Origin of the sequence: Sphingobacterium sp. 18053, from assembly GCF_902706145.1 — a bacterium.
In the GTDB taxonomy this organism is placed as follows: Bacteria; Bacteroidota; Bacteroidia; order Sphingobacteriales; family Sphingobacteriaceae; genus Sphingobacterium; species Sphingobacterium paramultivorum.
In genome coordinates this window covers 50412-76696 of sequence record NZ_CACSJW010000005.1, presented here as the reverse complement: position 1 = coordinate 76696, position 26285 = coordinate 50412, and the positions used below count along the sequence as shown (strand labels likewise).

Annotated in this window: 18 protein-coding genes; 11 read left to right on the top strand and 7 right to left on the bottom strand. The window is 39.2% G+C overall.

From position 1 onward, the window contains the following. Positions 1-17: 17 nt before the first annotated feature. Both GVK91_RS12845 and GVK91_RS12840 read right to left on the bottom strand, forming a co-directional pair. Entirely contained in the window at positions 18-1799 is a 1782-nt protein-coding gene (locus GVK91_RS12845; protein ID WP_153845006.1) for a long-chain fatty acid--CoA ligase, read from the bottom strand. Between the two features lie 158 nt (positions 1800-1957). After that, positions 1958-3835, bottom strand: coding sequence for a DEAD/DEAH box helicase (locus GVK91_RS12840; RefSeq protein ID WP_153845005.1), 1878 nt, complete (start codon positions 3833-3835; stop codon positions 1958-1960). A 263-nt stretch (positions 3836-4098) separates the two neighbouring features. Between GVK91_RS12840 and GVK91_RS12835 the strand changes: the two genes are divergently transcribed. The 6 genes from GVK91_RS12835 to GVK91_RS12810 all read left to right on the top strand — a co-directional run bounded on the left by GVK91_RS12835 (position 4099) and on the right by GVK91_RS12810 (position 12302). Next, positions 4099-4713 carry an RNA polymerase sigma factor gene (locus tag GVK91_RS12835; RefSeq protein WP_153845004.1) on the top strand — a complete coding sequence of 205 codons (615 nt, stop codon included), beginning with the start codon at positions 4099-4101 and terminating at the stop codon, positions 4711-4713. 131 nt (positions 4714-4844) lie between these two features. Further along, the gene (locus GVK91_RS12830) at positions 4845-5807 is read left to right on the top strand and encodes a FecR family protein (RefSeq protein WP_153845003.1); all 963 of its coding nucleotides are present in this window, start codon (positions 4845-4847) and stop codon (positions 5805-5807) included. Positions 5808-5970: 163 nt separating this feature from the next. Further along, a complete protein-coding gene (locus tag GVK91_RS12825; protein WP_228280327.1) occupies positions 5971-9324 on the top strand; it encodes a TonB-dependent receptor in 3354 nt (1117 codons plus the stop codon). Between the two features lie 369 nt (positions 9325-9693). After that, entirely contained in the window at positions 9694-11049 is a 1356-nt protein-coding gene (locus GVK91_RS12820; RefSeq protein ID WP_159729175.1) for a hypothetical protein, read from the top strand. A 56-nt stretch (positions 11050-11105) separates the two neighbouring features. Continuing rightward, positions 11106-11909: a hypothetical protein gene (locus tag GVK91_RS12815; protein ID WP_153845001.1), complete on the top strand. Its 804-nt coding sequence runs from the start codon at positions 11106-11108 to the stop codon at positions 11907-11909. A 78-nt stretch (positions 11910-11987) separates the two neighbouring features. Beyond that, complete coding sequence (locus GVK91_RS12810) at positions 11988-12302, top strand: hypothetical protein (protein WP_159729173.1); 315 nt, start codon at positions 11988-11990, stop codon at positions 12300-12302. A 5-nt stretch (positions 12303-12307) separates the two neighbouring features. On the opposite strand, the gene GVK91_RS12805 is transcribed toward GVK91_RS12810, so the two are convergent. The 5 genes from GVK91_RS12805 to GVK91_RS12785 form a co-directional block, all read right to left on the bottom strand. After that, entirely contained in the window at positions 12308-13666 is a 1359-nt protein-coding gene (locus tag GVK91_RS12805) for a S41 family peptidase (protein ID WP_159729171.1), read from the bottom strand. A 207-nt stretch (positions 13667-13873) separates the two neighbouring features. Further along, complete coding sequence (locus tag GVK91_RS12800; RefSeq protein ID WP_159729169.1) at positions 13874-15199, bottom strand: OmpA family protein; 1326 nt, start codon at positions 15197-15199, stop codon at positions 13874-13876. Positions 15200-15343: 144 nt separating this feature from the next. Beyond that, a complete protein-coding gene (locus GVK91_RS12795) occupies positions 15344-16687 on the bottom strand; it encodes an OmpA family protein (RefSeq protein WP_120336541.1) in 1344 nt (447 codons plus the stop codon). 90 nt (positions 16688-16777) lie between these two features. Then, a complete protein-coding gene (locus GVK91_RS12790) occupies positions 16778-17620 on the bottom strand; it encodes a universal stress protein (protein WP_153844997.1) in 843 nt (280 codons plus the stop codon). 10 nt (positions 17621-17630) lie between these two features. Next, positions 17631-18479, bottom strand: coding sequence for a universal stress protein (locus tag GVK91_RS12785; protein WP_153844996.1), 849 nt, complete (start codon positions 18477-18479; stop codon positions 17631-17633). Between the two features lie 422 nt (positions 18480-18901). Between GVK91_RS12785 and alaS the strand changes: the two genes are divergently transcribed. The 5 genes from alaS (at position 18902) to GVK91_RS12760 (ending at position 26285) form a co-directional block, all read left to right on the top strand. After that, on the top strand, positions 18902-21517 hold the full coding sequence (gene alaS, locus GVK91_RS12780) for an alanine--tRNA ligase (protein WP_159729167.1): 2616 nt from the start codon (positions 18902-18904) through the stop codon (positions 21515-21517). Between the two features lie 231 nt (positions 21518-21748). Then, positions 21749-22846, top strand: coding sequence for a TlpA disulfide reductase family protein (locus tag GVK91_RS12775; protein ID WP_153844994.1), 1098 nt, complete (start codon positions 21749-21751; stop codon positions 22844-22846). Positions 22847-22949: 103 nt separating this feature from the next. After that, positions 22950-23645 carry a response regulator transcription factor gene (locus GVK91_RS12770; protein WP_075991688.1) on the top strand — a complete coding sequence of 232 codons (696 nt, stop codon included), beginning with the start codon at positions 22950-22952 and terminating at the stop codon, positions 23643-23645. Positions 23646-23882: 237 nt separating this feature from the next. Next, on the top strand, positions 23883-25220 hold the full coding sequence (locus tag GVK91_RS12765; RefSeq protein WP_153844993.1) for a dihydroorotase: 1338 nt from the start codon (positions 23883-23885) through the stop codon (positions 25218-25220). Between the two features lie 9 nt (positions 25221-25229). Further along, the gene (locus tag GVK91_RS12760; protein WP_153844992.1) at positions 25230-26285 is read left to right on the top strand and encodes an LD-carboxypeptidase; all 1056 of its coding nucleotides are present in this window, start codon (positions 25230-25232) and stop codon (positions 26283-26285) included.

The window sequence follows — 26285 nt, the reverse complement described above, 5'->3', positions numbered from 1 at the left end:
AAGGCTTTTTTTGTAGACTAGTTTTGATAAATCTCTTCAATCTCTTGTTCGTATCTTTGTAAGATAACTTTTCTTTTCATTTTTAACGTCGGTGTCAATTCACCGGTTTCAACGGTCATTTCGTCGGGGACTATGGTGAACTTCTTGATCTGTTCCCAGCTGCCAAAATTTTGATTAATACGGTTGAGTTCCGATTCCATTTTCTGTTTCAGTTCTGGGCTATTTAGAAAATCTAGTCTAGAAAGATTAGCAAGGGCGGGAAAAGCACTTCTTGACCATTCTAGAAGATTATTATAGTTGGGAACAATCAACGCCGCAGGAAACTTACGGCCTTCTCCAAGTACCATAGCCTGTTCGATAAATGAAGATTCGACCAGTTTAGACTCGATCTGCTGCGGAACGATATATTTTCCTCCAGAAGTCTTGAACATCTCTTTCTTTCGGTCTATAATTTTGAGAAATTTACCGTCTACCCATTCACCAATATCTCCTGTGTACAACCAGCCATCTTTGATCGCTTCTGCTGTTGCCTCTGGATTTTTATAATAGCCAATCATATTATTCTCGCCTTTAGTCAATATTTCTCCATCGTCAGCAAGCTTTATTTCGATATTAATTAACGGTAAGCCTACAGTACCAATTTTCATACCTCGTTTATAGCAGTTTACAGCGATACATGGTCCCGCCTCAGTGAGGCCATAACCTTCATATATTGGAATTCCTGATGCCATATACAGACGGATTAATCTTTCCTGTAAAGCAGCACTCCCGGAGGCAATTCCTTTGATGTCACCACCTAATGCTTCGCGCCATTTTGAAAAAACTAATTTACGGGCAATGTTCAGTTGAAAGTCATACCACCATGTACGTCCCTCCAGTTTGTATTGTTCTCCGACGCTCAAGGACCAGAAGAATAGCTTACGCTTGACTCCTGTTAGCTGCTCTCCTGTAGCCATAATCTTTTCATAAACTTTCTCCAATACACGAGGTACTGCGGAAAAAATATGCGGTTTAACGGATTTAAAATCTTCACCTATCGTATCCATCGATTGAGCAAAGAAGATTGTCAAACCTTTGTACATATATACATATTGGAATACGCGTTCATAGGCATGACAAACTGGAAGAAAGGAGAGGGCACGATCACCTCGTTCGACAGGAAAGGAATATTCACTACTCAACGTATCTGCCAATAAATTTTTATGAGACAACATAACACCTTTGGGATTTCCTGTTGTGCCAGAGGTGTAAATGATGGACGCCAATGTATTGGTTTTTATACCATCACGTAGTTGGTTTAGCGTTTCATCTGTAATGATCTCGCCCTTGGAGACGAAGTCATACCAATGGTTTAGACCATCCTCTTTGTCTAGACTGTAAATAGCATTTAGTTGAGGACAATCATCTTGTATCGTTAATATCTTTGTGTATAGTGTCTTTGAACTAACAATACACTTCCTGATTTCGGCATGATTGAAGATATACGTGTAATCTAAGGTCGAAATATTAGGGTAAATGGCAACTACTACAGCTCCAATTTGTTGAATGGCAAAATCAAGGATATTCCACTCGATACGGTTCTCACTAATTAATGCTACTTTCTCTCCCGGCTGAACACCTAGGGCGATCAAACCTTTTGATGTCTTATTGACCCGTTCAATAAATTCGGTATTACTTACTTTTATCCACTCGTTGTCTTTTTTGAAAGAAAACATAGGGAAATCTGGTGCAATAGCATATTGCAAGCTTGCTAAATCAAATAATCTTGTTGCTGTTGGCATGTTGGAAATCCAGTTCATGTAATACAGCTAATTTACGTTTTTTTATAGATACTATTGTATTGGCGGGCGAGATTAGTACCTGTACTGCTAGAAGGGATATAAAAGAAAAGACTCTGGCATCTCAAGCTGATCGCTTTTATGCCAGAGTCTTTCACTCTTATGCTAAGTACTAATGATTAGTATTTGCTTTTTGATTCTTTACGTTTTCCAGAGAAATCACGGAAGCCACCGCCATTGCTGCTACGCTCACCACGCTCACGACGCTCACCACTGAATCCGCCTTCACGTCTTCCGCTGCGTTCGCCGCCACCATATCCACCTTCACGTCTTCCACCGCGATCACCACCACGGTATCCACCTTCACGTCTTCCGCCACGATCACCACCACGGCTTCTTCCGCCACGGTCGCTACGACCTTCACCTCTTGCTTCACCAGATACTTCGATACGTACTTGACGACCGTTGTAATCTACACCTTGGAATCCTTGGAATACTTTTTCTACTTCTGCATCTTGAACTTCGAAGAATGTGAACACGCCTTTCAAATCAATTTTACCGATTGATTTTCCTGAAATATTCGCATTGTTACAGATGAAGCCCAACATATCTCCACGAGAGAATTCATCTACAGAACCTAAGTTCATAAATAAACGCGTGTAGCCTTTTGAACCTTCACGTGAACGACCATCACGTCTATCACCGCGGTCTTCACGACCACCGTCACGCGCTTCGATATTTAAATCAGGTGCATTTTTGTAATAATCCAAGAAACGGTTGAACTCAAGAGAAGCGAATCTTTTGATGATATCTTCTTTTGAAAGTGACTCCAAATTTTCCATAATTGCAGGCAAGAATGGGCTGATTTGTTCGTCGTTTACTTCAACATTTTCAATCTTTTTAACGATAGAAAATAATTGTTTTTCGCAAACTTCAGCACCTTGAGGTACTTGTTTTTTCTCAAAAGGCTTACCGATGATCTTTTCAAGATGACGGATTTTGCTTAGTTCTTTTACGTTTACCAAAGAAAGTGAAATACCAGTTTTACCTGCACGGGCTGTACGGCCTGAACGGTGTGTATAGTTTTCTGTTTCATCAGGTAAAGAGAAGTTAATAACGTGAGTTACATCACTTACATCAATACCACGAGCGGCTACGTCTGTTGCGATCAACAATTGTAAACTACGGTCACGGTAACGTTTCATTACTTTATCACGTTGTTGTTGGGACAAATCACCATGCAGTGAATCCGCATTGTAACCATCTTTGATCAACGCTTCAGCGATATCCTGTGTTTCGATTTTTGTACGACAAAATACGATACCAAAGATATCAGGGTTTGAATCCACAATACGTTTGAACGCAGCGTATTTATCTTTTGCTTTGATCAAATAATAGTGGTGTTCAATGTTGGCGTTACCGGTGTTTTTTGTTCCTACAGTAAGCTCAACTGGATCGGTCATATAATTCTTTGCGATACGACGTACCTCAGAAGGCATTGTCGCCGAAAATAACCAAGTTTTTTTCTCGTCAGGAGTTTCTGACAAAATGTTGTTGATGTCTTCTTTGAAGCCCATATTGAGCATCTCATCCGCTTCATCCAATACAACATATTTTACATTTGAAAAATCAATCGCATTTCTGCCGATGATATCCAACATACGACCTGGGGTCGCTACTACAATTTGCACTCCACGTCTAATTTGACGTAGCTGGTCTGAGATATTTGCACCTCCATATACAGCAACAACATGTACGTTGTCAACGTATTTAGCAAATTTTTCTAAATCTTTTGAGATTTGTAAACATAATTCCCGAGTAGGGCAAAGAATTAATGCCTGTGGGTGTTTTTGAGAAAAGTCTAATTGCTCTAATAATGGAAGACCAAATGCCGCGGTCTTTCCTGTGCCAGTTTGGGCTAATCCGACAAAATCGTCGTTACCAGTCAATAAAACAGGAATGGCTTTTTCCTGAATTTCAGAAGGTTTTTCGAAACCTAATTCTGAGATGGCATTAACAACTTCCTCACGGATTCCCAGTTCTAAAAATGGGTTCATGAAATATTTTATACAATAGGCACTATTGCCTAAGGCGTTGCAAAGGTAAGAATAATATTGGAATAAACAAATAATTTAAATAATTGATTTTTAAGGTGATCTGATTCTTTTATACCAGGTGATAATAAATTGAGCGCTGTTATATAGATTTAGCTCACTTTGAAAAGTATTATTTCGAATGTGAAACTATTTTATATACCTACAGTTTCTTTATTCATTTATTAATAGAAACTTAATATTTCAACCTTAATTTTGGTATTAGCATGAATCAAGGACCAGTTGTACATCAGCGTTGGCTACAAGCTATTAAAGAGTTTAACGATACTTCCGCTTATGAGGAATTGTATCGCTATTGCTGGAAAGATCTTTATCAGCACGCTGCCCGTCGGATCCTAGACCGACAGGATGTGGAGGATATTCTACAGGAGCTGTTTGTCCAGTTTTGGGAAAGGCGGCATACAATCGACATCCAAATGAATCTCCCAGCCTATTTGAAAGGAATGCTCAAATATAAAATTATAGACTTTTTTAATTCCACCAAAGCCAAAGATAAATTGTTGGATCATTGGAGCAAGCATATTTTTGATTATGTACAGGAACATCCAGAGGATCTCAAAACATATCTAGCGTTAGAGAAATTGTTGGAGGAAGAACTCGAGGTTATGCCCCATAATATGAGACAGGCACTTTTATTGAAGTGGGAACATTTATCCATTCGAGAGATTGCTACACGTATGGGGCTGTCTGAGCAAACGGTCAAAAATAACCTTACGGAAGCATCCAAACGACTACGGAAAGCTATTTTGGGCTATCAACATGTTCAAAACGGTAGTTTTAGCCTTCTTTTGGTCTTTATTATAGACGAGCTCGCTAAGTAGCTTACCCACCTTGCCACATTCCTATTTTCTGAACTTTGATCCTTTAACAATTCTTTCATACAACATTAACTATTTCTTGAAGTACTTTGGGGCTTTTTTGCGGACTTGTATATAAACAGCAGGCATAAAAAGTGAAAAGAAGAATTTTTGAATCCTTAATCTATAGATACCAGCATAATAATGCGAACAAGGCTGAGAGGTCCCTGATTGATCGCTGGTATGATACGCTTGATCGGGAAGAACTTTCTGCAGGGGAGGTAGATGAGGTTCGATTATGGAATAATATACAGCAACGTATTGGAAGTACTGCGTCTAAAAAATCAGTGGGTCGGAGCATAATCTACTGGAGCGGAGCGGTTGCGGCAAGTCTACTGTTATGTGTTGGCGTTTTATTTTGGACAAAGCAGCATGATCTGAATTTCTCCCAAAGAGAAGCGAATTTAAAACCCGGTTACCGGATTTTTGAAACAGGGGCCTCACAACGTAAGCGGATATTTTTGGCCGACGGATCAACCGTTGTAATGAACGCATATTCCAAAATTAAATTGGATACCGTCTCTTACAATAGGCGTGATAGAGTTGTGGAGCTTATGGCTGGAGAGGCCTATTTTGAGGTCAAGAAAGATTCCACAAAAGCTTTTGTGGTGAACGCCCGACAAATACAGACAAGGGTGCTGGGGACCTCTTTTACCGTGAAAAACTATGCGGAATTGGATGATATATCGGTGTCTGTATTTACAGGTAAAGTGCAGGTTACTGCCGATAGCAATCCGCTGGGTGTGCTGACCCGCGGCGAACAGATCCGTTATACCCAAAATAACCACAATAGCCATCAGGAGACTTTTGATCTGACGACACGTAATAGCTGGATTGAGGGAAGAGTCTATCTTAAGCAAAGCAGTTTTGAAGAATTGGCACTGGCGGTCAAAAATATCTATGATGTGGATATTAAAACTGACGATCAGCGGATTGCCCAACAACGGTATAGTATGCCGATATCAAAGCAGCTGTCCTGGACGGCAACCCTGGAAAGTATCAAAGCAATTCATCACAACAAATCAAGGAAGGAGGGCAGGATAGTGCATATTTACTAATTCGGGGATAAAAAAAGAGAGCTGACGACGGCCATCGTCAACTCTGCATCATGTACCATTTGGAGATGGTATAAATAATATATACAACAACTTAAGAGATATTATATACGCATACAAATTTATGAAATTTAAGCAATACGTTACGCAAAACGATATTAAGTTTATGATAAGGACATCGTTGGTAGGTCTATTTCTTTCGATCGTGTCGGCCGAAATGCTCTTAGCTTCGGGCGCATACGGGCAGTTACTCAATAAAAAGATTACAGTTTCTTTTAGTGAATCTAATATTCCGGCGGCTTTCGAACGTTTGGAATCCCAAAATATACATATCGCTTTCGATGCAGCGAAATATAATCTGGCAAAGAAAAAGGTAAATGCCAAAATTTTTAAAAGTAATAGTGTCCGCGATGTCATGCGTTATCTGCTCAGGGAGACTGACCTAATGGCTCATGACAACAGTGTCTATATTACATTAGTCGAAAAACCTGTACAGCAGAATGGGTATATTTCAGGTAAAGTTATTGATGATCGCGGTCAGCCTTTGGCTAATGCCAGCATCAAACTGATCGGTACCAATAAATCAACACAGAGCGGTATTGATGGGAGCTATCTTTTGAATGCTGAACCGGGAACCTACATACTGGAAGTCAGTTACCTCTCTTACCAGACCCAACGTATTGAAGGGGTCAAAATACAGGCCGGAGACCGGACAGGGTTAAACATTGCTATGAAGACGCAGGTAAATGCGCTAGAGACGGCAGTTGTCAATGTGTCGTTTAAAAAAGCTTCCGTAGCCGGTCTGTATGCGGCGCAAAAAAACGCAGCGTCGGTGACGGACGGAATATCCGCCGAACAGATCGCCCGTACACCGGACAATGATATGGGGCAGGTTTTAAAACGTGTTACCGGATTGACCACTGTTAATAATCGGAACGTCATTGTGCGGGGGATGTCCGACCGCTACAATCAGGCCATGTTGGACGGTGTGGTGATTCCGAGTACTTCGCAGAATAGACGGGATTTTTCCTTTGATATTATACCGACAGAAATGGTGAGCTCGGTGGTAGTCAATAAAACGGCAACACCGGATGTATCCGCTGAATTTTCCGGCGGACAGGTTTCGGTGAATACGATAGATATTCCAGAAGAGAATTTTACAACAATACAAATTGGATCAGGAAGTAATAGTCAAACTTTGGGAAAAAATTTTTACCGACTTGGAAAACGACATACAAGTGAATATTTCGGTTTCTTTGACAAATCGTCAAAAATGCCTGATGGAATAAAAACCTGGCAATGGAATAGCAGGTCTTTATTATTAGATGCGCCTCCGGGTTATATTTTGACAGACGAGGAATTAAATAATACCCCTTTAAATCCAACTGAATTTGGTGATGCCGTGAAGTACAACGATTTGGACGCTATCGCACAATCCAAACGCTTTAACAGTGACGCGATGAGGCAATATAAATATAAAGCTTACCCTAATCAGAATATGCGTTTTTCGCTTGGTCGCTTGTATCAGTTAAATAACGGAAATCGATTCGGTTTTGCAGCTTCGGTAAACTTTAGAAACGAGCAGAATATTGTTGCGTTTAATAATACGAGGGGGTCTGCATTAATTGGAGCGCACTATATAGATAGTACCGGTATCGGAGACAACGGTGCCGGCACCTCTTATCGCTTTAACAGTAACGCTGGATTGGTTGCAAATATGGGGTATCAAGCGGATGGATTTAAAGTTTCTTTACGAAATATGTATGCACGTACGTATGCAAATAATTACAATGAAAGTATTCGAAAAGTATACACTGACCCTGATCCAAAAGCAAATAGGCTTACGTATCAATTACCTGAGGCGATGTCGTTGCAGCAACATCAGTTGATCGGAGAATATCAGATGCCCTGGCAGGTAAAAGCGGAGGGAATGTTTACCATCAATAAGATTAAACAGCAAATTTTAGATGAACGAAAGCTCTCCTATAGAATAACGACCACGATAGATGATCAACCTTATTTTCAAACACCTAATTTATTGACAACTGCTGGATTTTCTAATAAAGGGGCGGTAACTGATTGGCGAATGTGGACTAGTATAGATGAGACCGATTATAATTGGAGCGCAGCATTTTCTCGGAAATTTCAACGAGGTACAGGAGTATCAACTCTTGTAAAATTAGGTTATCAGGCTTGGGTCAAAAAAAGAACATTGGATTTGTTTAAATTTTTACCTATGACACGATCGACCTTGGTTGGCAATGTTAGTGTCCCTGCTCCTCCAATTGAGTCGAGTTATGATAGATTGTTTTCAAATGAAAATATTGGAAATGGAGATGGGCAAGCATACTATTATGCCGAAGGTCTTGGCGGTAGGTATTATAATGGAGAAATGAGCTCCCATGCACTTTTTTTAATGGCTGATCAAAGGCTATGGCAAAAATTGCGGTTGGTGTATGGTGTAAGGGCTGAATATTTTAATCTTAATAGTAGACAGGAGGAGCTGTATAAAAGAAAGTATCAAAAGGGAGATACAAATGGTGCTGAAGCCTATGAACTTGGTGTAAAAGAAAATAACTGGCGGTTTTTACCATCTATTAATGCCACGTTTAATTTAACCAATACATTCAATATTCGAGGAAGTTATGCGCGTACGGTAATTCGTCCGGATTTTAGAGAGGTAGGTATGTTTGCGATGTATGATTTTGAATTAGATGGTTATGTATCGGGCGAACAAGTGCAGAGTACTGTGATTGATAATCTGGATATGCGTTTTGAATGGTATCCGTCTTCAGGTGAAATAATATCCCTAACGGGCTATTATAAGTATTTAGACAAACCAATAGAGCTCGTACATCGAGGGGACGATAAGCGGAATTATACTTTTGCAAATATGGAATCTGCAAAGAATTTAGGGCTAGAATTAGAAATTCGAAAAAACTTTGCATTTATAGGTGATCAAGAATGGCTAAAAGATCTATTTATATCAGCTAATGGCACGCTTTTGAAATCTAAAGTCAATGTGTTATCCCATTGGGAAACTATAGATGGCGCCACGCCCGATGGACCTAAACGTCGCCAGTCGCGTTATCCGGGGCAAGATAGACCTTTGATGGGACAATCGCCATGGTTGTTAAACCTAGGATTTGGTTATTGGGGCGATTATTTCGGAATTACGACAAGTTATAACCATAGGGGGTACCGGACAAATATTGGGAATTTTAACCTTTCAGCAGTTGAATATGAATTGGCACCAAAGCAGTTGGATGCACAATTTTATGCACGTTTTTTTAATAAAAAAATGGAAGTCAAACTTAATTTGGCTAATCTGCTTGATGATTGGACACGCTATTATGAAAATACTGAAGGATTTACGACTGCCAATGATCCTCAGACAGGTGACTATGTTACCACAAAAGTAAAAGGAGATAATAAATATAATAAAGCGGATGGGGATATAATAACCTATCGTAAAAAAGATGGAAGAAGATTTAATCTTTCAGTTACCTATAATTTTTAATAAATAAGTTTTAAATCAATTAAAGAAATGAACTTCGCCGGCCTATGGGGACGGTAGTACGACATATAAAGATGCGTTTCATCCTTCAACGCCTCCGTGGACCGTTCGTTGGACTCAATTTGCACCAACAACGTAATAAAAAAATTGAAATATAAAGAATAACCTGCGCGAGGCAGTTTCATATCACTCCTAAATAATGTAAAAGAGTTCCGGGTTTGTCCAAGTCGCACAACAGGGAAATAAAATAGAAAAATACAGAAAACGGGTGATTGAAAACAACTATGCAACCTTATGAAATGCTATCCCATAGGGATGCATAGTCTAAAAAATGATCTTGTGATGGCAAAACTAGTAATTATTTAACACAAAATGAAAAAAATCTTAACAGTAGCAAGCGTATGCGCAATCGCATTGGCTTCTTGTAACAAAGACAACGTAGGACCTAATTCAGATTTGACTGCTGGTTTGCCAAACAAACCTCAGGCAACGATCCCAACAGATGCTGCCGGTATTATTACTAAAACTACGCTTTCTGCAGATACCGTATGGAAAATTGATGGAGTTGCTTTCGTAAAACCGGGTGCAACATTGACGATTCAAGCGGGTACTTACATTACTTCTGGTGTAACTAAAGCATACGATGACCAAATCACCGGAATAACACAAAATATCAAAGGCGTTTTGGTTGTACCTAAAACAGCGAAATTAATCGCCAACGGTACTGCTTCCGCACCAATCGTATTCACTTCTCCAAATGCGGCAGGATCTCGTAACCCTGGTGATTTCGGAGGTGTCGTATTGTTGGGTAGCGCAACTACCAATCAAGCTGCCACACGGAGAATCGAAGGGATTCCTCAACCTGTGGGTGTAGATGTTACTTATGGAGGTACAAACGCTGCAGATAATTCAGGCTCATTGAAATATGTACGTATTGAATTTGCGGGTTACAACTTAACTGCTGACAATGAGATCAACGGACTAACTTTAGGTGGTGTTGGTACTGGTACCACCTTGGAAAATATTCAGGTATCTTGGGGTAAAGATGATGGTTTTGAGTTCTTTGGCGGTACTGTAAATGCGAAATACCTGGTAGCCTTATCGAATGACGATGATGACTTTGATTTCGATCATGGATACACCGGAACAATTCAGTATGCCTTATCATTAAAGGATCCTAATTCAACAAATAGCACATCAAGTGGTAGCTCGGATTCAAACGGTTTGGAATCGGATAACGACGGTACAGCGCCATATGCAGCGACACCTAAGACTCGCCCAGTACTGAAAAATTTTACATTCTTGGGAATTAAGGATGCTACTGTAGCTGGTACAAAACTGAAATTTGGTAACCGTTGGAGAAGAGCTTCACAGTATGATATTCAAAATTCGATTATCGCTGGTTATGCAACAGGTGCAGCATTTCAGGATGGTGCAACAGGTACTTTTACAGGTAATGTTGTACATGCTTATACTGCGGCATTCAGTGGTGCTACACCAACAGGAAACCAAACAAATGTGTCAACAGATGCAACGACATATTTGAATTTAGCAGGAGCTGGAAATATTTTTTATCCAACAACATCTACATTTAATCCTGCTTTTTTAAGACCATTGTCAACTTCACCTGCATATGGTGATGGAAGTACAACTTATAAAGGTGCATTCCATCCGACAACTGCTCCTTGGACTGCAAACTGGACTCAATTTGCTCCAAAAACTTATTAATATTGATTATTTAATTGAGTGAGCCATACAATGGCTCACTTCTTTATCCTTTATAGATGATTAAAAATTTATTTCTCTGTTTTATAGCCCTTTGGATTGGATCCCTATTGTCTTCCTGTCAAAAAGGTGAACCTATTGTAGAAACTGAAGAACTGGCCCGGATTGCTTTTATATCCTATAGCACTGCGTCGGTGGATGTAAAAAGAGTAACGATAGATGGAAAAGTTGCTAATCCAAGCGATGCTAATTTTATTTTTCTACGAAATAAAGATGCCGATTCTTCATCGGTCGTTGCATATAATAGTAATGATCAGGTCGTCCTAGAGCAACGGCTTCCGCTCAAATCAGGATTAAATACCTTTGGTGTACATAGTAAAAGTCCCGTTGATCCGTCACTCGTTGTCGGGCCAAATCCCTTAGGAGATGATGTCGAATCGATTCCGGGTGTGAGGCAAGTAAAGATCTTAAATTATAATAAAACAATTTCACCTAATGGTGAGCCAATTCGATTGGCGGTTTATCAAGGTAAGCCTGTCTATGATGAAAGTTGGGGAATGGATATGGTCAAGTATGACGAAAATCCAATCCTGATTACCGACTTGATATCAGATAAAATTCCCGAAGAATTTATCAAAATACCGATTGACGCTACTTTTGTGCCAAAGGCGCAAGTATTAGATAAGGATTTAAAACCGATCCTTATAAATGGACAAAAAGTCTTTTTGTTTTTTAATTTTTCGGTAGATATCGGTATTGTATATCTCCCTCAAAAAGAATCCGATGCATCTTTTGATGTTGATGCATTCTCAGAAATTGGAGGGATAGGCTATGGTTTAGATAATATCTGGCTACAGAAATAAAACTCATTACAAAACAAACACAGATACCTGTCAACACTTACATCAATGGTAAGCCATTAATTCAAAAAAATAGTCACTATGAAAGGCATCAATGCTATAAAACATCGCAATTTATTTGCTATCTCCCTGAAAATTCAGGGAGATGTAGATCAGTCCGTTGATGCGGCTGCGCTGCTAGCCTTACGGAATGAAATGGCGGAGCTGAATGAACTTTATCGGCAATATTTGGAACTGTTGCAGCAGCTGGAAGACATCGTGCAGGACTATGAATCGAAGGAACGAACCATTCGTTCGAAAATTTTGTCTCCTTCTCTTCGCAAATTAGCCAAAAATAGACAGACTGGAGCCGATCTACGTATGATCATCACCTCATTAAATTCTTGTGCACACTGATAAAATTATTTTTCGGTCTTATCCTCTTTACTTACTTCGATAGGTATTACCTGATAAGTACTTCCTCTATATTTTGGGGATAAAATGTTCGTCTTTTCTGTTGTATTGACAGTGCCCTTGACTCTGGTGTTTTTATCGCTAATTGTTCGTAATACTTCCCGGATCAATGGATCTCTGGTGTCACCTATTGGGGGCAAAGGTAAAAAGGCAAATTCGTCGATCTTGATAGAAGGAGTAATTCCGTTACTATAATCTCCTTGTCCCATTTTATTGTATATTTTATAGATCATGGGAATCAAATGCCAAGCACGTTCAGTGCCATGAATCTCCTCAGGTGTAGATAGCGTGGTCGATGCCATATCTTTTCCATAGGTTTTATCGCCAACCTGTACAACCTGTACATAGGGATGTAATCCATTAATTAACATTTCGGACGCGGATGCCGTGTTTGGCCCTGTGAGCATATAAATTCTTTTTAAATGTAAACCTTGTTTTAGAACATCTTTTGCTGAAAATGAATAGCCATCGGGCTGACCTTGCAGTGCTGCTGCGAAGCTGTCTTCTCTATTTTTGATATTTTTGTTGCCTTGGTATTTAGCAAAAATGTCGTTTTCCTTGATGTCTGCCAATAAGAGTGCGCAAAATGAGGCGAAAGCAACCTGTCCACCGGGGTTATAACGTAAATCGACAATAAGTTCTTGTACCTGTTGGGACTTGAAATTTTGGACCGCTTCCAATAATGAATATGCCCCACTAAAGTCAAATTGACTTAAAAACATATAGCCTACCGTGGGGGAGGAGGAGATGAGTTTAGCGGTATAGAGGACGGGCTGCGAAATATAGGAAGAAGGCAGATGAAATATTTTGCCATCGTTTCGCGTCAAATGCATTGCCGGTAAAAGTAAGGATTTGCTTAGTAGCGATTTCAGGTTGCTGTGGTCGATGGGCTCGTTGTTGATGTGGCTTATGCTGTCTCCCCGTTTGAGTCCCATTAAATCTCCTTCGCTGAAGGGAACAATCTGGGTGATCAGTTGGATGGTTTTACCGGTTGTTTGGAGTTGTACCATATCTAACCCAAAGGTGTTCGTCAGCGTATTGCCATAGGTGTCGCTGTTAAGTGTCTGTAATATGCTGGAATAATGGTCATCTGGAAATAAGATGCTTTTGAAAAATAAATCTGGACTTTGTTGGTAACCTTGGGTTGATCTAATTTTATCATTCCAGTAGTAGTAGCGTTTCATTTGGTCTAATGTCCACTGGTTGATGGTTTCATTTGATCCGGGTTCGTGAAGCGGTGGATCCTTTTCACAAGAGGAAAAGATCAACGAAAAGAAAGCCAACACAAGAGCATGGGGTCTACGCATTTTTTAAATTTTGCTTTATTAAAAATACGTGTTATGTTGTTTGTTTGGAAGTTATCTTTTTGTTGCTCAAATGTTTATTTACTTTAAATAGGGGGAGCTTTTTACGTTTACCTTACTAAAGAATAAGGTTTCGATAAGAAAAGGAGTAATAAAAAAGGCATCACCGTGAAGTGATGCCTTTGGCTTGTATAAATCAAAGAATATCGATTAATAAAGCGTGAACTCTACGCGACGGTTTTGTTGACGACCATCAGCGGTTTTGTTTGATGCGATCGGTTGGTCAGGGCCATAACCTGTCGCTTCAATACGTGATGCATTAGCACCTTGAGATACTAAATAGGCTTTTACCGATTCAGCGCGTTCTTTTGATAAACGCATGTTCAATTCACGGGAACCTGTATTATCAGTGTGACCAGCTAGTTTTAAGCTAAAATTTTTCTCGATTAACAGTTCGGCTACTTTATTTAATGTCGCGTATGACGTAGGACGTATGGTTGCTTTTCCTAAATCGAATTCCAAGTTTTTGATTGCGTCAGCAACAACTTTTCGGTCAGCTTCTGTTACAACAACCTTTTCAACCACTCTCGTTTCGTTTTTCACAACGATTGGACATCCTGCACCGTCTACCTGAACACCTGAAGGTGTGCCTGGGCATTTGTCATATTTGTTAGCTACACCATCACCATCATCATCTTTCAGATCACTGTTTAGACCATCCAATTGATTTTTTAGTGCTTGGTTTTTAGCATTTAAAGCATCATTTTGTGCTTTAAGATCATCATATTTCAATGTGTAGTCGTTAACTAAGGTTGCTACTGGATTTGAATTGTTCAAAGCTGGTTTGCTACCATTACCCAATGCAAATTCTAAACCACCATGGATGTAAGTAAACAAGTCATTCTTATATTGACCACCTTGAATACCGTCAAAGTTTTGGTTAACCCAATTTAACTGATAACCCAACTCGAAGTTGATTCCTTTGGCAACAGCAAATTTAAGTCCCATGTCCAATGGTACGTAAATTTTAGAAATACCATCCGCTTCTTGGGAAGTTGATCCTGTTGTCAACGTAGTTTTGCTGTTCATCACCCCAACACCGATAGATGCATAAGGTTTGATAAAACTGTTGAAGAATCTCCAGTTGGTATTAGCCGCTTGGAATTCTCCTGACAATGCAGCAGACCATGGTGTTTTAGCCTCAAAAGATTGTGATCCATCTTTAAATGCGCCACCTGTTTTACCGCCAAAGTAACTCGCTTTAATGCCGAAAGAAGGAGAGATTTGCTTTTTAATATAAGCACTATACCCCAAGTTCCATGCTAAGTCATCGTATCCTTCACGATTAAAACCAGCAATGTTAGTTTGGTTTGTCACTCCGGCACCGACACCAATAGACCATGTTCTGTATTGTGTAGCTGGTCCAAATGGAGTTGTTCCCTCAATGGATGATACCTTTGCATTTTGAGCAATTGCATTATTGGCAAATAAGCCCGCTGATGCTAGAGCAAGTACTAATTGTAATTTTAGTTTCATATAATTTGTGTTTGTATAAACCGCTGTAAAAGTAATAAGTTAAAAATTAAATTAACTATAGGTTTGTAGTTGAAATATGACGTTTGGTAAATAAAAAGGTGTTTCTGTTTAAAACACCTTTTTATTAGTGTAATTTGTTAGTTATTAATAAAGTGTAAATTCAACACGGCGATTCTGTTGGCGGCCCGCTGCATTTTTATTAGATGCAATTGGTTGGTCTGGACCATATCCAGTTGCTTCGATACGCGACGCATTAGCACCCTGAGATACTAAATATGCTTTTACAGACTCTGCACGCTCTTTAGATAAACGCATATTTAATTCACGTGAACCTGTATTGTCGGTGTGACCTGCGAGTTTTAAACTAAAATTCTTCTCGATCAATAACGCAGCAACTTTATTCAATGTTGCATACGAAGTGGAGCGAATAGTTGCTTTACCTAAATCGAATTCTAAGTTTTTGATCGCTTCAGCAACAACTTTTCGATCTGCTTCAGTAACCACTACTTTTTCAACAACTTTGGTTTCGTTTTTCACGACAATTGGACAACCTGATCCGTCAACCTGAACACCTGAAGGTGTGCCCGGACATTTATCATATTTGTTGGCAACACCGTCACCGTCGTCATCTTTTAGATCATTGTTTAGACCATCCAATTGACCTTGCAAAGCTTGGTTTTTAGCATTCAATGCATCATTTTGAGCTTTTAGATCATCGTATTTTACTGTATAGTCATTCACAAGGGTTGCGACAGGATTCGAATTATTCAATGCAGGTTTGCTGCTGCTGCCTAAGGCGAATTCTAAGCCGGCATGTGCGTAAGTAAATAAGTCATTTTTGTATTGTTGTGGCGGAGTTGTATTGTAACGATTGTCAAATCGTTGGTTCGCCCAATTCAATTGATAACCCAATTCAAAATTGATGCCTTTGGCAACAGCGAATTTCAAACCAAAATCTGCAGGTACAAAGATTTTGGAATAGGAATCTCCATATTCACCTTTGTTACCACCAGCGATTGCAGCAGTTTCAGCATTCATTACCCCAACACCAATCGATGCATAAGGTTTAATAAAACTGTTGAAAAATCTCCAATTCGTGTTGGCTGCTAAAAACTCACCAGATAAGGCAACTGACCAAGGAGTTTTGGTTTCGAATCCAGTTTGCTTGTCACTGTTATCATAACCAGCTGTCTTTCCGCCAAAATAAGTTGCTTTCAATCCGAATGATGGTGAGATTTGTTTCTTGATATAAGCACTATATCCTAAATTCCAGTCTAGTTTGTCATAACCACCATTGTTAAACTTGGCGATATTCTGCAAGCTTGTTACACCGGCCCCTACACCGATAGACCAGGTTCTATATTGTGTCGCCGAACCTAATGGAGTTGTGCCTTCGATTGATGCTTCTTTTGTGCTTTGCGCAAAGGATGCGGTGGATAAAATTCCTGCCGCAACAAGTAATCCTGATTTTTTAAGGCTAATTTTCATAATGCGTGTTTGTAAAATTATCTACTATAATACTGTTGTTAAATTAACTCACTGAACACTCTTGCAATAAATTTGCCAAAAATTATTTGGTTACTCTACACGCCCAAAAAAGTTTGGCACCTCAATTTCAAAAGCCAGATGCTTAACAATATTTTCTGTAAAAATGTTTTGGAAAAAAGTTTTTCTGCTTTTTGTGATCAAAATAACATCGATATCTTCATCCCGGATAATGGTATGGATACCGTTAGCAATATTCTCTCGTGAACCTGCAAAATAACTTGGCGACTTGATGATATAGGAAATATCCTCGATCCCAGTTTCAGCAATAATCTGTTCAATCCAATTTTCAAGTTTTTCTCCTAATATATTGATTTCTAGTTCATTTTTATTGATATGTATGAGTTGTAAATGGAAATTTTTCCCATACAATGGTATCGCTTGTTTAAGCACTTCAAGTTCACCGGGTTTGAAATTTGTCAATAGAGCGATGTTGTCATTTTTGAATTTTATCGCGTTTTTTGGGATGGCTAGAACAGGGATCTTCGACTCTTTAATGACATCATATGTATTGCTTCCAATCAATACAGATTCAAGTCCGGTCACTCCTTTTGTACCCATAATCACCGTTTGATAGACCTCTTTTATCTCTTGTTTATCCAGTGTTTCAGCCAAAATACCGTTGGCAAATAAGGTAGAAATTTTAAGCGAAGGATATTCCTGTAGAAGTTCGGCTACAAGTTTTTCCATCTGACGGCGAGCTTCTCCCTCGGTGGGGTCTACTAAATGCTTCGCATTTGCAAATTTGTTGATATGCGAAGTGAACGAATGAAAGAGTGTAATCTCATCATTTGTTGTCGTCGCGATTTGAGCTGCATAAAATGCGGCAACTCGTGCGTTTTCGGAATAATCTACTGGTATTAATAGTTTAGACATGGCTATAAGGTTATGCTTTAGTAAAAAATATTGGAACTAAGGGATGACTAAATAATGCTTTTGCAACGGAACGCGTAAAAACACGTTCAAAGAACGATTTCCTCGATCGTGTCACCAATAATATTTTGATCTTTTCCTCATGGATCATCTCATTAATCACTTCCGGAACCGTATCTAAGTCCTCAATGTCGCCTTGTATTGAATCCACTTCTATAGCAATATTGGTCACACCAATATATTTTTTGATCTTATATTTCCATACTTCAAGCTTGTCTTCGATTCTGTTTTCTGATGAATGATCGTAGTGAACATGCATAAGTTTTAGTTCAAAGTCTTTGCCGATGATGTTGACAAAATCTTGTACGGTCTGTACCTCTTCTTCTTTAAAATTAGACAGTAAGCCAACTTTGTCAATAGGTGTAAAGGACGCTTCAGTGGGGATGGCCAAGACAGGTATTTTGGCTTTTTTGCTAATGACATAGGTCGTGCTGCCAATAAGTTGGCTATCGTCATTGGTGATGCCTTTAGTCCCCATGATGACAAAATCAAATCGACTAGGGGTGGCGAGCTCCGGTAGTGTTTCAGTAATCATACCGCGCTCACATTGGGTGGTTATTTCAAGCGTAGGATGCTTTAATTTTATTGATTCTGCCAGATTTTTAATAAGAATATCAGCTTTGAATGTTGGAGAATTAGTCTCATTACGGCCATTTTCGTCCTCAAATACAGCAGAAGCCGAAGTATAATTGTGGTAAAGATGGATAGAATACCCCTTTTCGAGAGCAAGGTCCACTGCGTAATTTACAGCATTATTAGAATGAGCCGAAAAATCTACCGGTAGTAGAATGTTTTTTTTCATTAGAAGGAATTTAATCTACAAAATCTAATCTTATTTATTTTGCATTTAGGGAATGTGCGTGAAAGTGTACTAGATTCCCTATTTTACTATCAAATGTAATAAAACAAATGTAATTGTGAATGACCTTAAGTCAAATAGTTTTTGTTGTTTTACGTGTTGAATTTGACGCGCTTTAGACAAAAATGAATAACTAATAACACTTTTAAAATGTTGTATTTAATATCAGTTTGTGATTTCTGTCACATCCAAAATAAGTGTACCCTAATTGTCTGTATGTTATCTCCTGATTTTTTTGTTTGAAAAGTCAATATTGAAGTTTTGGTCGTTTAGAGAAAACAGTCGTTTCAAGGTCAATATATGGAATTCTACATTGCATAACCTACCAATTTTGAGTAAGTTTGCACATATTTTTAGATAATTAAATGACAAGTAGAGAAATTCGTCAAGCCTTTCTGGACTTTTTTAAAAGTAAAGGGCATCAGATAGTACCTTCAGCACCAGTAGTTGTAAAAAATGACCCGACATTAATGTTTACCAATGCGGGGATGAATCAATTCAAAGATTTGTTTCTTGGTGAAGCACCCATTAAATTTCCGCGTGTTGCCGATACGCAACGTTGTTTGCGTGTTTCCGGAAAGCACAATGATTTGGAAGAAGTAGGGATCGATACCTACCACCATACGTTGTTTGAGATGTTGGGAAATTGGAGCTTTGGTGATTACTTTAAGAAAGAAGCTATTGCTTGGGCTTGGGAGCTGTTGACAGAAGTATATAAATTAGACAAAGATCGTTTATATGTGACTATTTTTGAGGGGGATGCAAAAGAAGGCTTAGAACGTGATATGGAAGCTTTCGATTTCTGGAAAGAATGGATTGGTGAAGATAGAATTCTCCTTGGTAACAAAAAAGATAATTTCTGGGAAATGGGCGAGACAGGACCTTGTGGACCTTGTTCCGAAATCCATTTCGATATGCGTAGTCCGGAAGAGCGCATACAGACTTCAGGGCAGAGTTTGGTCAACGCAGACCACCCTCAAGTAATTGAGATCTGGAACCTTGTCTTCATGCAATTTAATCGGTTGAAAGATGGTTCACTTCAGTCGTTACCAGCTAAACATGTGGATACGGGAATGGGCTTTGAGCGTTTGGTGCGATGTATACAGGGGAAGACCTCCAATTATGATACAGATGTATTTACGCCTACCATTGATTTTATTGCTGAGAAATCAGGTATAAAATACGGTATAGATGAAAAGTCTGATATTGCCATGCGGGTAGTGTCTGATCATATTCGTGCGGTTAGTTTTGCAATTTCCGATGGTCAACTGCCATCCAACAATAAAGCTGGCTACGTGATCCGTCGTATTTTACGTCGTGCAGTACGCTATGCTTATACATTTTTAGGCTTTAAGGCTCCTTTTATCAATGAACTTGTACCTGTATTGGCAGCTCAGTTCGCCGGAGTATTTGACGAATTGATCCAGCAGCAGGATTTTGTGCAGAAAGTAATCTTGGAAGAGGAGGTTTCATTCTTAAGAACGTTGTCTACGGGCGTCCAACGTTTTGAAAATTATGTGGAGGACCACACCGTAATTAACGGGGATTTTGCTTTTGAATTATACGATACGTATGGATTTCCTATCGATTTGACGGAATTGCTAGCGCGCGAAAAAGGTTTAACAGTTGATATGGAAGGTTTCAACCAAGCACTTCAAATTCAGAAAGATCGTTCTCGTGCTGCCACTGCTATAGATACGGGTGATTGGGTTGTGGTAAATGATGAAGAGGGATTTGAATTTGTAGGCTATGATGCATTGACTGCTGTTACTGAAGTTATTAAATACCGTAAAGTTGTTGCGAAAAATAAAGAGCAATTCCAATTGGTGCTTTCTGTTAGTCCTTTTTATGCCGAAGGTGGTGGCCAGGTAGGCGACTCTGGAGAATTGGTTTCCGAAGAAACTGGAGAAAAGATTTATATCACAGATACGAAAAAGGAAAACGGTCTATTTGTACATTTTACAAACAAATTGCCGCTGGAATTGAAAGGAACATTTGTTGCACAGGTCGATAAAACCAAAAGAATCGATACTGAGAACAATCACTCCGCAACCCATTTGCTGCACGCTGCCTTAAAGCAGGTGTTGGGAAGTCATGTGAATCAAAAGGGATCGTTGGTCAACGCTGATATTTTGCGCTTTGATATCTCTCATTTTGCAAAAATGACAGAAGAAGAGATCAAACAGGTGGAAGATATTGTCAATGCCAAAATTCGTGAAAATATTCCGTTGAAGGAGGAACGAAATGTACCTTATCAACAAGCATTGGATTCGGGTGTAACAGCACTATTTGGTGAGAAGTATGGCGATTTTGTTCGTGTAATCACCTTCGAAGATCAATATTCTAAAGAATTGTGCGGTGGTACACATGTTAAAGCAACAGGGCAAATAGGGTTTTTCAAAATCGTTTCGGAATCTGCTGTAGCAGCTGGTGTACGTCGTATAGAAGCGATTACTGGAACTCGTTCTGCAGCTGTTATCCGTGAACATTTCGAATTGGTTCACCACCTGAAAGAGCTCATGAATAATCCGAAGGATTTTGTTTCTGCACTGGGTAAAATCATCGATGAGAATGGCGCTTTGAAAAAAGAGGTAGAGAAAAGTATTACAGAAAAATCCTTAGCGTTAAAGTCAGATCTGGAAGCAAAGATCCAGCAGGTTGGCGAGATTAATTTCTTGTCCACAATCGTCGATCTACCGAGTCCAGAGGCGGTGAAAACCTTGGCTTATGCCGTGAAGGGTGCCGTTAACAACTTATTTTTGGTTATCGGTGCTGAATTTGATGGTAAACCAAGTTTAACAGTCGTCATATCAGATGAATTGGCTAAAGAAAAAGGATTGAATGCAAGTAATATCGTTCGTGATCTAGCCAAGGATATCCAAGGTGGTGGCGGTGGTCAGCCATTCTTTGCAACAGCTGGAGGTAAGAACCCTGCCGGATTAAAAGGTGCAATTGAGCGAGCAATAGATTTCTTGAAATAAATTTTAGGGTAGTTGAACAGGCTACTTAGCTAAACTAGGATGTAAATAGATGATTTTATTTCCTAAATATACAATACGAAGCCATCAGATTTATTCGAGTTCTTCCTTGGAGGATTCGAATAAATCTGATAGTTTTTACGATTCTTTAAGCTGTGACATGTAGCGTGAATCAAACAGAGCAAAGCCATTTGCGTAATTGGGAATAGGTACTTAACAAATAAAAATAAAAGGATGAAAAAGGCAGTTTTTTTAGCAGTAGGGATCGTTGGTTTGATGATGGGTTGCCAAAATAAAGAACAGTTTACCATCGCTGGAAATGTCGAAAATCCTGGCAATATCAAAGTTATTTCATTGTATGAAGGCGATACCAAGCTGGATTCTATGTTTTTTGGCGATAATAACAAATTTCAGTTCGTACGACCTGCTAGCCAATCCAGATTGTTGTCCTTGCGTGTTGGTAAAAATCGGTACGATTTAATTGCTTCTCCGGGAGAAACGATTACATTTAAGACAGATTTGCATAAAGATGTAAATGATTACCAGGTTGATGGTTCTGAATTGTCAAAGACTATACAGCCTTTTGCCAAAGAGCGAAATTATCGCGATTATCTACAGGACTCATTGCAGACAGTGTTTTCAAAGCTAACGGCCAATTCGACAGCAGCTGAGATCGAAAAGATTCGTGCTGAATATAAAGCAAAGTTTGCAGAAGAATTGCGTACATATACAAAAAAAGCAGTCGATTTCTCGAATAAACATAATGATCTTGCAGGTTTTTATGCAATCTCGACCTTAGATCCTGAAGTAGCCGAAAATGAAATCATTACCTATGCAGATAAAATAAAAAATGAATTTACGGAGAACAGATATGTAACACAGTTTAAAGAGGAGACCCAAAAACTGAAAAAAATGGCAATTGGGCAACCTGCTCCTGAGTTGACTTCTTTTACACCATCAAATAAAGAAGTTAAATTATCGAGTTTTAAAGGGAAATATACTTTGGTGGATTTTTGGGCTTCATGGTGTATGCCCTGTCGCCAGGAAAACCCTAATCTCGTTAGGTTGTACAATACCTATCATGGTAAAGGCTTTGATATACTCTCCGTTTCATTTGATGATAATCCTGGTTCCTGGATGCGTGCTATTGAAGATGACAAGTTAACTTGGACACATGTGTCAGATTTGAAGGCTTGGAGCTCACCGGTTGTCATTGATTACCGTGTGAAAGCCTTGCCTACCTCATATGTTCTCGATCCGAACGGCATTATTATAGCAAAGAACTTGCGTGGAGAAGAGTTAGAGGCATTTTTGAAGAAAACAATTAAGTAATCAATGTGTTATTGTTAAATATTATATTACTTAATAATTTGGTAACATTAGATTAACTGATTGTTATCATTTTGTTTATAATTTAGCAAAAAAAATAAGACAAATGAGTTCTTCGAAACAAAAGATTTTAATTGTTGATGACGAAAAGGATATCTTGGATTTAATTGCATTCAACTTAAATCGTGAAGGTTATCAGGTCTCTACAGCGCAAAATGGGGAAGAGGCAATCAACGTTGCCAAACAAGTAAATCCTGATCTTATCATCTTGGATGTGATGATGCCAAAGATGGATGGAATTGAAGCTTGTCGTATCATGCGCGCAATGCCTGAATTCAAAAGTACATTCATGGTATTTTTGACTGCTAGAAGCGAAGAGTATTCGGAGATCGCAGGATTTCATGTCGGTGCAGACGACTATATAGCAAAGCCAATTAAGCCGCGTGCTTTAATGAGCCGCATCAATGCTATCTTAAGAAGAAATGCTTCCGAAGAGTCAGATGCCTCTGTTCAGGATAAAATTGAAATTGCCGACTTGGTCATTGATCGAGATTCTTTCTTGGTATATAAAGGGGAACAAAAGATCGTTCTAGCAAAGAAAGAGTTTGAACTATTGTATTTATTGGCATCAAAACCGAACAAGGTGTTTACACGCGAACAGATCTTAAAGAGTATTTGGGAAGATTCTGTTGTGGTAACCAATCGTACAATTGACGTCCATATCCGCAAGCTGCGCGAAAAGATAGGTGACGATTATGTAACCACTGTAAAAGGAGTAGGATACAAATTCGATAAAGAATAAAAAAAGAGGCTTTAGCCTCTTTTTTTATGCGATTAACTTCCGGAGTTTAGATTTAATGCGATTTGTTTTGCGCCAAATCTAGACAAATACGAGTAGGATATTTCAAATTTGACATAAGAGGAAGGCGAGAATTTAAGGAAGAAATTGTCGTCGTTATAGGGAACTCTTTATCGAGATAACTTGATATCACCACAACAAATCTTTACTTTTGACCTAAAGCAAAGTAAAAATTTCAACATGTCATCTATTCTTATAAAATCTGCGCAACTTGTCAATGAAGGTAAAGTTGAGGTTGCTGACGTATATATCAGCAATGGTCGAATCGAAATGATTGCTCAGGAAATTAATCATCCTGCTGATCAGGAAATAAATGCTGAGGGGCTACACTTGCTACCTGGACTTATTGATGACCAGGTTCACTTTAGAGAACCCGGTTTAACTTATAAAGCGGATATATGGCATGAGAGTCGCGCAGCAGTTGCCGGTGGGACAACCTCTTTCATGGAAATGCCTAATACTGTTCCTAATACGTTGACCCAGCAATTGCTTCAAGATAAATATGATATTGCGGCAAAAAATGCGCTGGCCAATTATTCATTCTTTATGGGGGCAGCTAATGATAATCTTGAGGAGGTACTTAAAACGAATCCAAGAAATGTCTGTGGTATAAAAGTTTTTATGGGCTCCTCTACTGGCAATATGCTGGTTGATAATGAAAAAGCGTTGGAAGGTATTTTTGCAAGTGCTCCGACCTTGGTGGCTACGCACTGTGAAGATGAGGCAACGATAAAGGCGAATTTGGCCCTATTTAAGGAAAAATATGGCGAGGATGGATTAAAAATTGAGATGCATCCCTTGATTCGTTCTGAGGAAGCTTGTTATTTGTCTTCGTCAAAAGCTGTCGAGCTGGCAAAAAAGCACAATACACGCTTGCATATCCTTCATATCTCAACCGCCAAAGAAATTGCATTATTTAATAATGATATTCCACTAAAGGATAAAAAAATAACGGCTGAAGCCTGTATTCATCACCTTTGGTTTTCTGATCAGGATTATGCCTCAAAAGGTAATTTTATCAAATGGAATCCAGCTGTAAAAACAGCCAATGACCGCGATCAGATTTTAAAAGCTGTACTGGATGGACATATCGATGTGATAGCGACAGATCACGCTCCGCATACAATTGAGGAGAAATCTCAGCCCTATGTTTCAGCACCAAGCGGAGGACCTCTTGTACAGCATGCGTTGCAAGCCTTGTTAGATATGGTCAAAGCAGGAAAAATGACCCTGGAACAATTGGTGCAAAAATCTGCACACAATACAGCTACATTGTTCCAAATTGAAGATAGAGGGTACATTCGTGAGGGATATTGGGCGGATCTTGTGTTGGTCGATCTGAATAAACCTTATACGGTATCGAAAGCGAATATCCTGTCGAAATGTGGCTGGTCACCATTTGAGGGGCACACATTTAGTTCAACGATTGAACATACTCTCGTATCAGGTAAACTTGCTTTCTCCAATGGACAACTTATTGAGAAAGGTGCTGGTGAACGTCTGTTGTTCAACCGATAGTATTTAGCAATGGAAAAAAGAGCCTTTCTAAAATCGATTGCTTTAAGCGTGTTGTCTATTCCTGTACTGGGAATGGGGAAGCCAACCGGAGATAAAGCCGAATTGTACGGTCAAGCTGCTTTGCTTGCAACGAGGTTAAAATTGGGGGATATCGTAGGTTTAATAACGCCTGCTGGTGTATTGGATGATGAAGAATCAATTAGTATTGCACGTGAGATATTTGAGACCTTAGGTTTTAAAGTAAAAGAAGGTAAACATATACGCAGCCGCTACGGTAATTTGGCCGGTACAGATCAGGAGCGTATAGCAGACATTCATGATATGTTTGCAGACAAGACCGTCAAAGCGATTGTTTGCATCAGAGGAGGTTCGGGTACATCACGTCTTTTAGATCGATTAGATTACAGACTGATCGCCAATAACCCAAAAATTTTATTGGGATATTCAGATATAACAGCCTTAATTTTGGCATTATATGCCAAGACAGGACTTATAACGTTTCATGGTGCAGTGGGGATCAGTACCTGGACTAAGAAGCTTGCAGAGGCTTTCAATGCTCAGTTTGTAGCCAATCAGCCAGCAATATTTGAAAACCCCAAGTCTAAAGGTGATAGCATTGTGCAGACCAAAGACCGAATTGCCACAATTCATCCTGGTATAGTAGATGGGGTATTGCTGGGTGGAAATATGACCGTGTTGACCGGCTTATGTGGTTCACCTTATCTGCCAGATTTTAAAGATAAAATTCTTTTTCTTGAAGAGGTCGACGAAGATATGGAACGTGTTGACCGCATGTTCTGTCAATTGAAAAATGCTGGTGTACTGGGTGCGATTAAGGGTTTTATTTTTGGCAAGTGCACCAATTGTAAACCATCTGGTGGCTATGGATCCGTAACACTTGACCAACTGTTCAATGATTATATCAGACCGTTAAAAATACCCGCTTATACAGGGGCTGTCGTTGGTCATATTGCCGAACAGTTTATTTTGCCCGTAGGAGCAAAAGTCCGTGTAGATGCTTCGCAAGGAACGATTGCTTTAATGGAGCCTGCATTAAAAGATTAA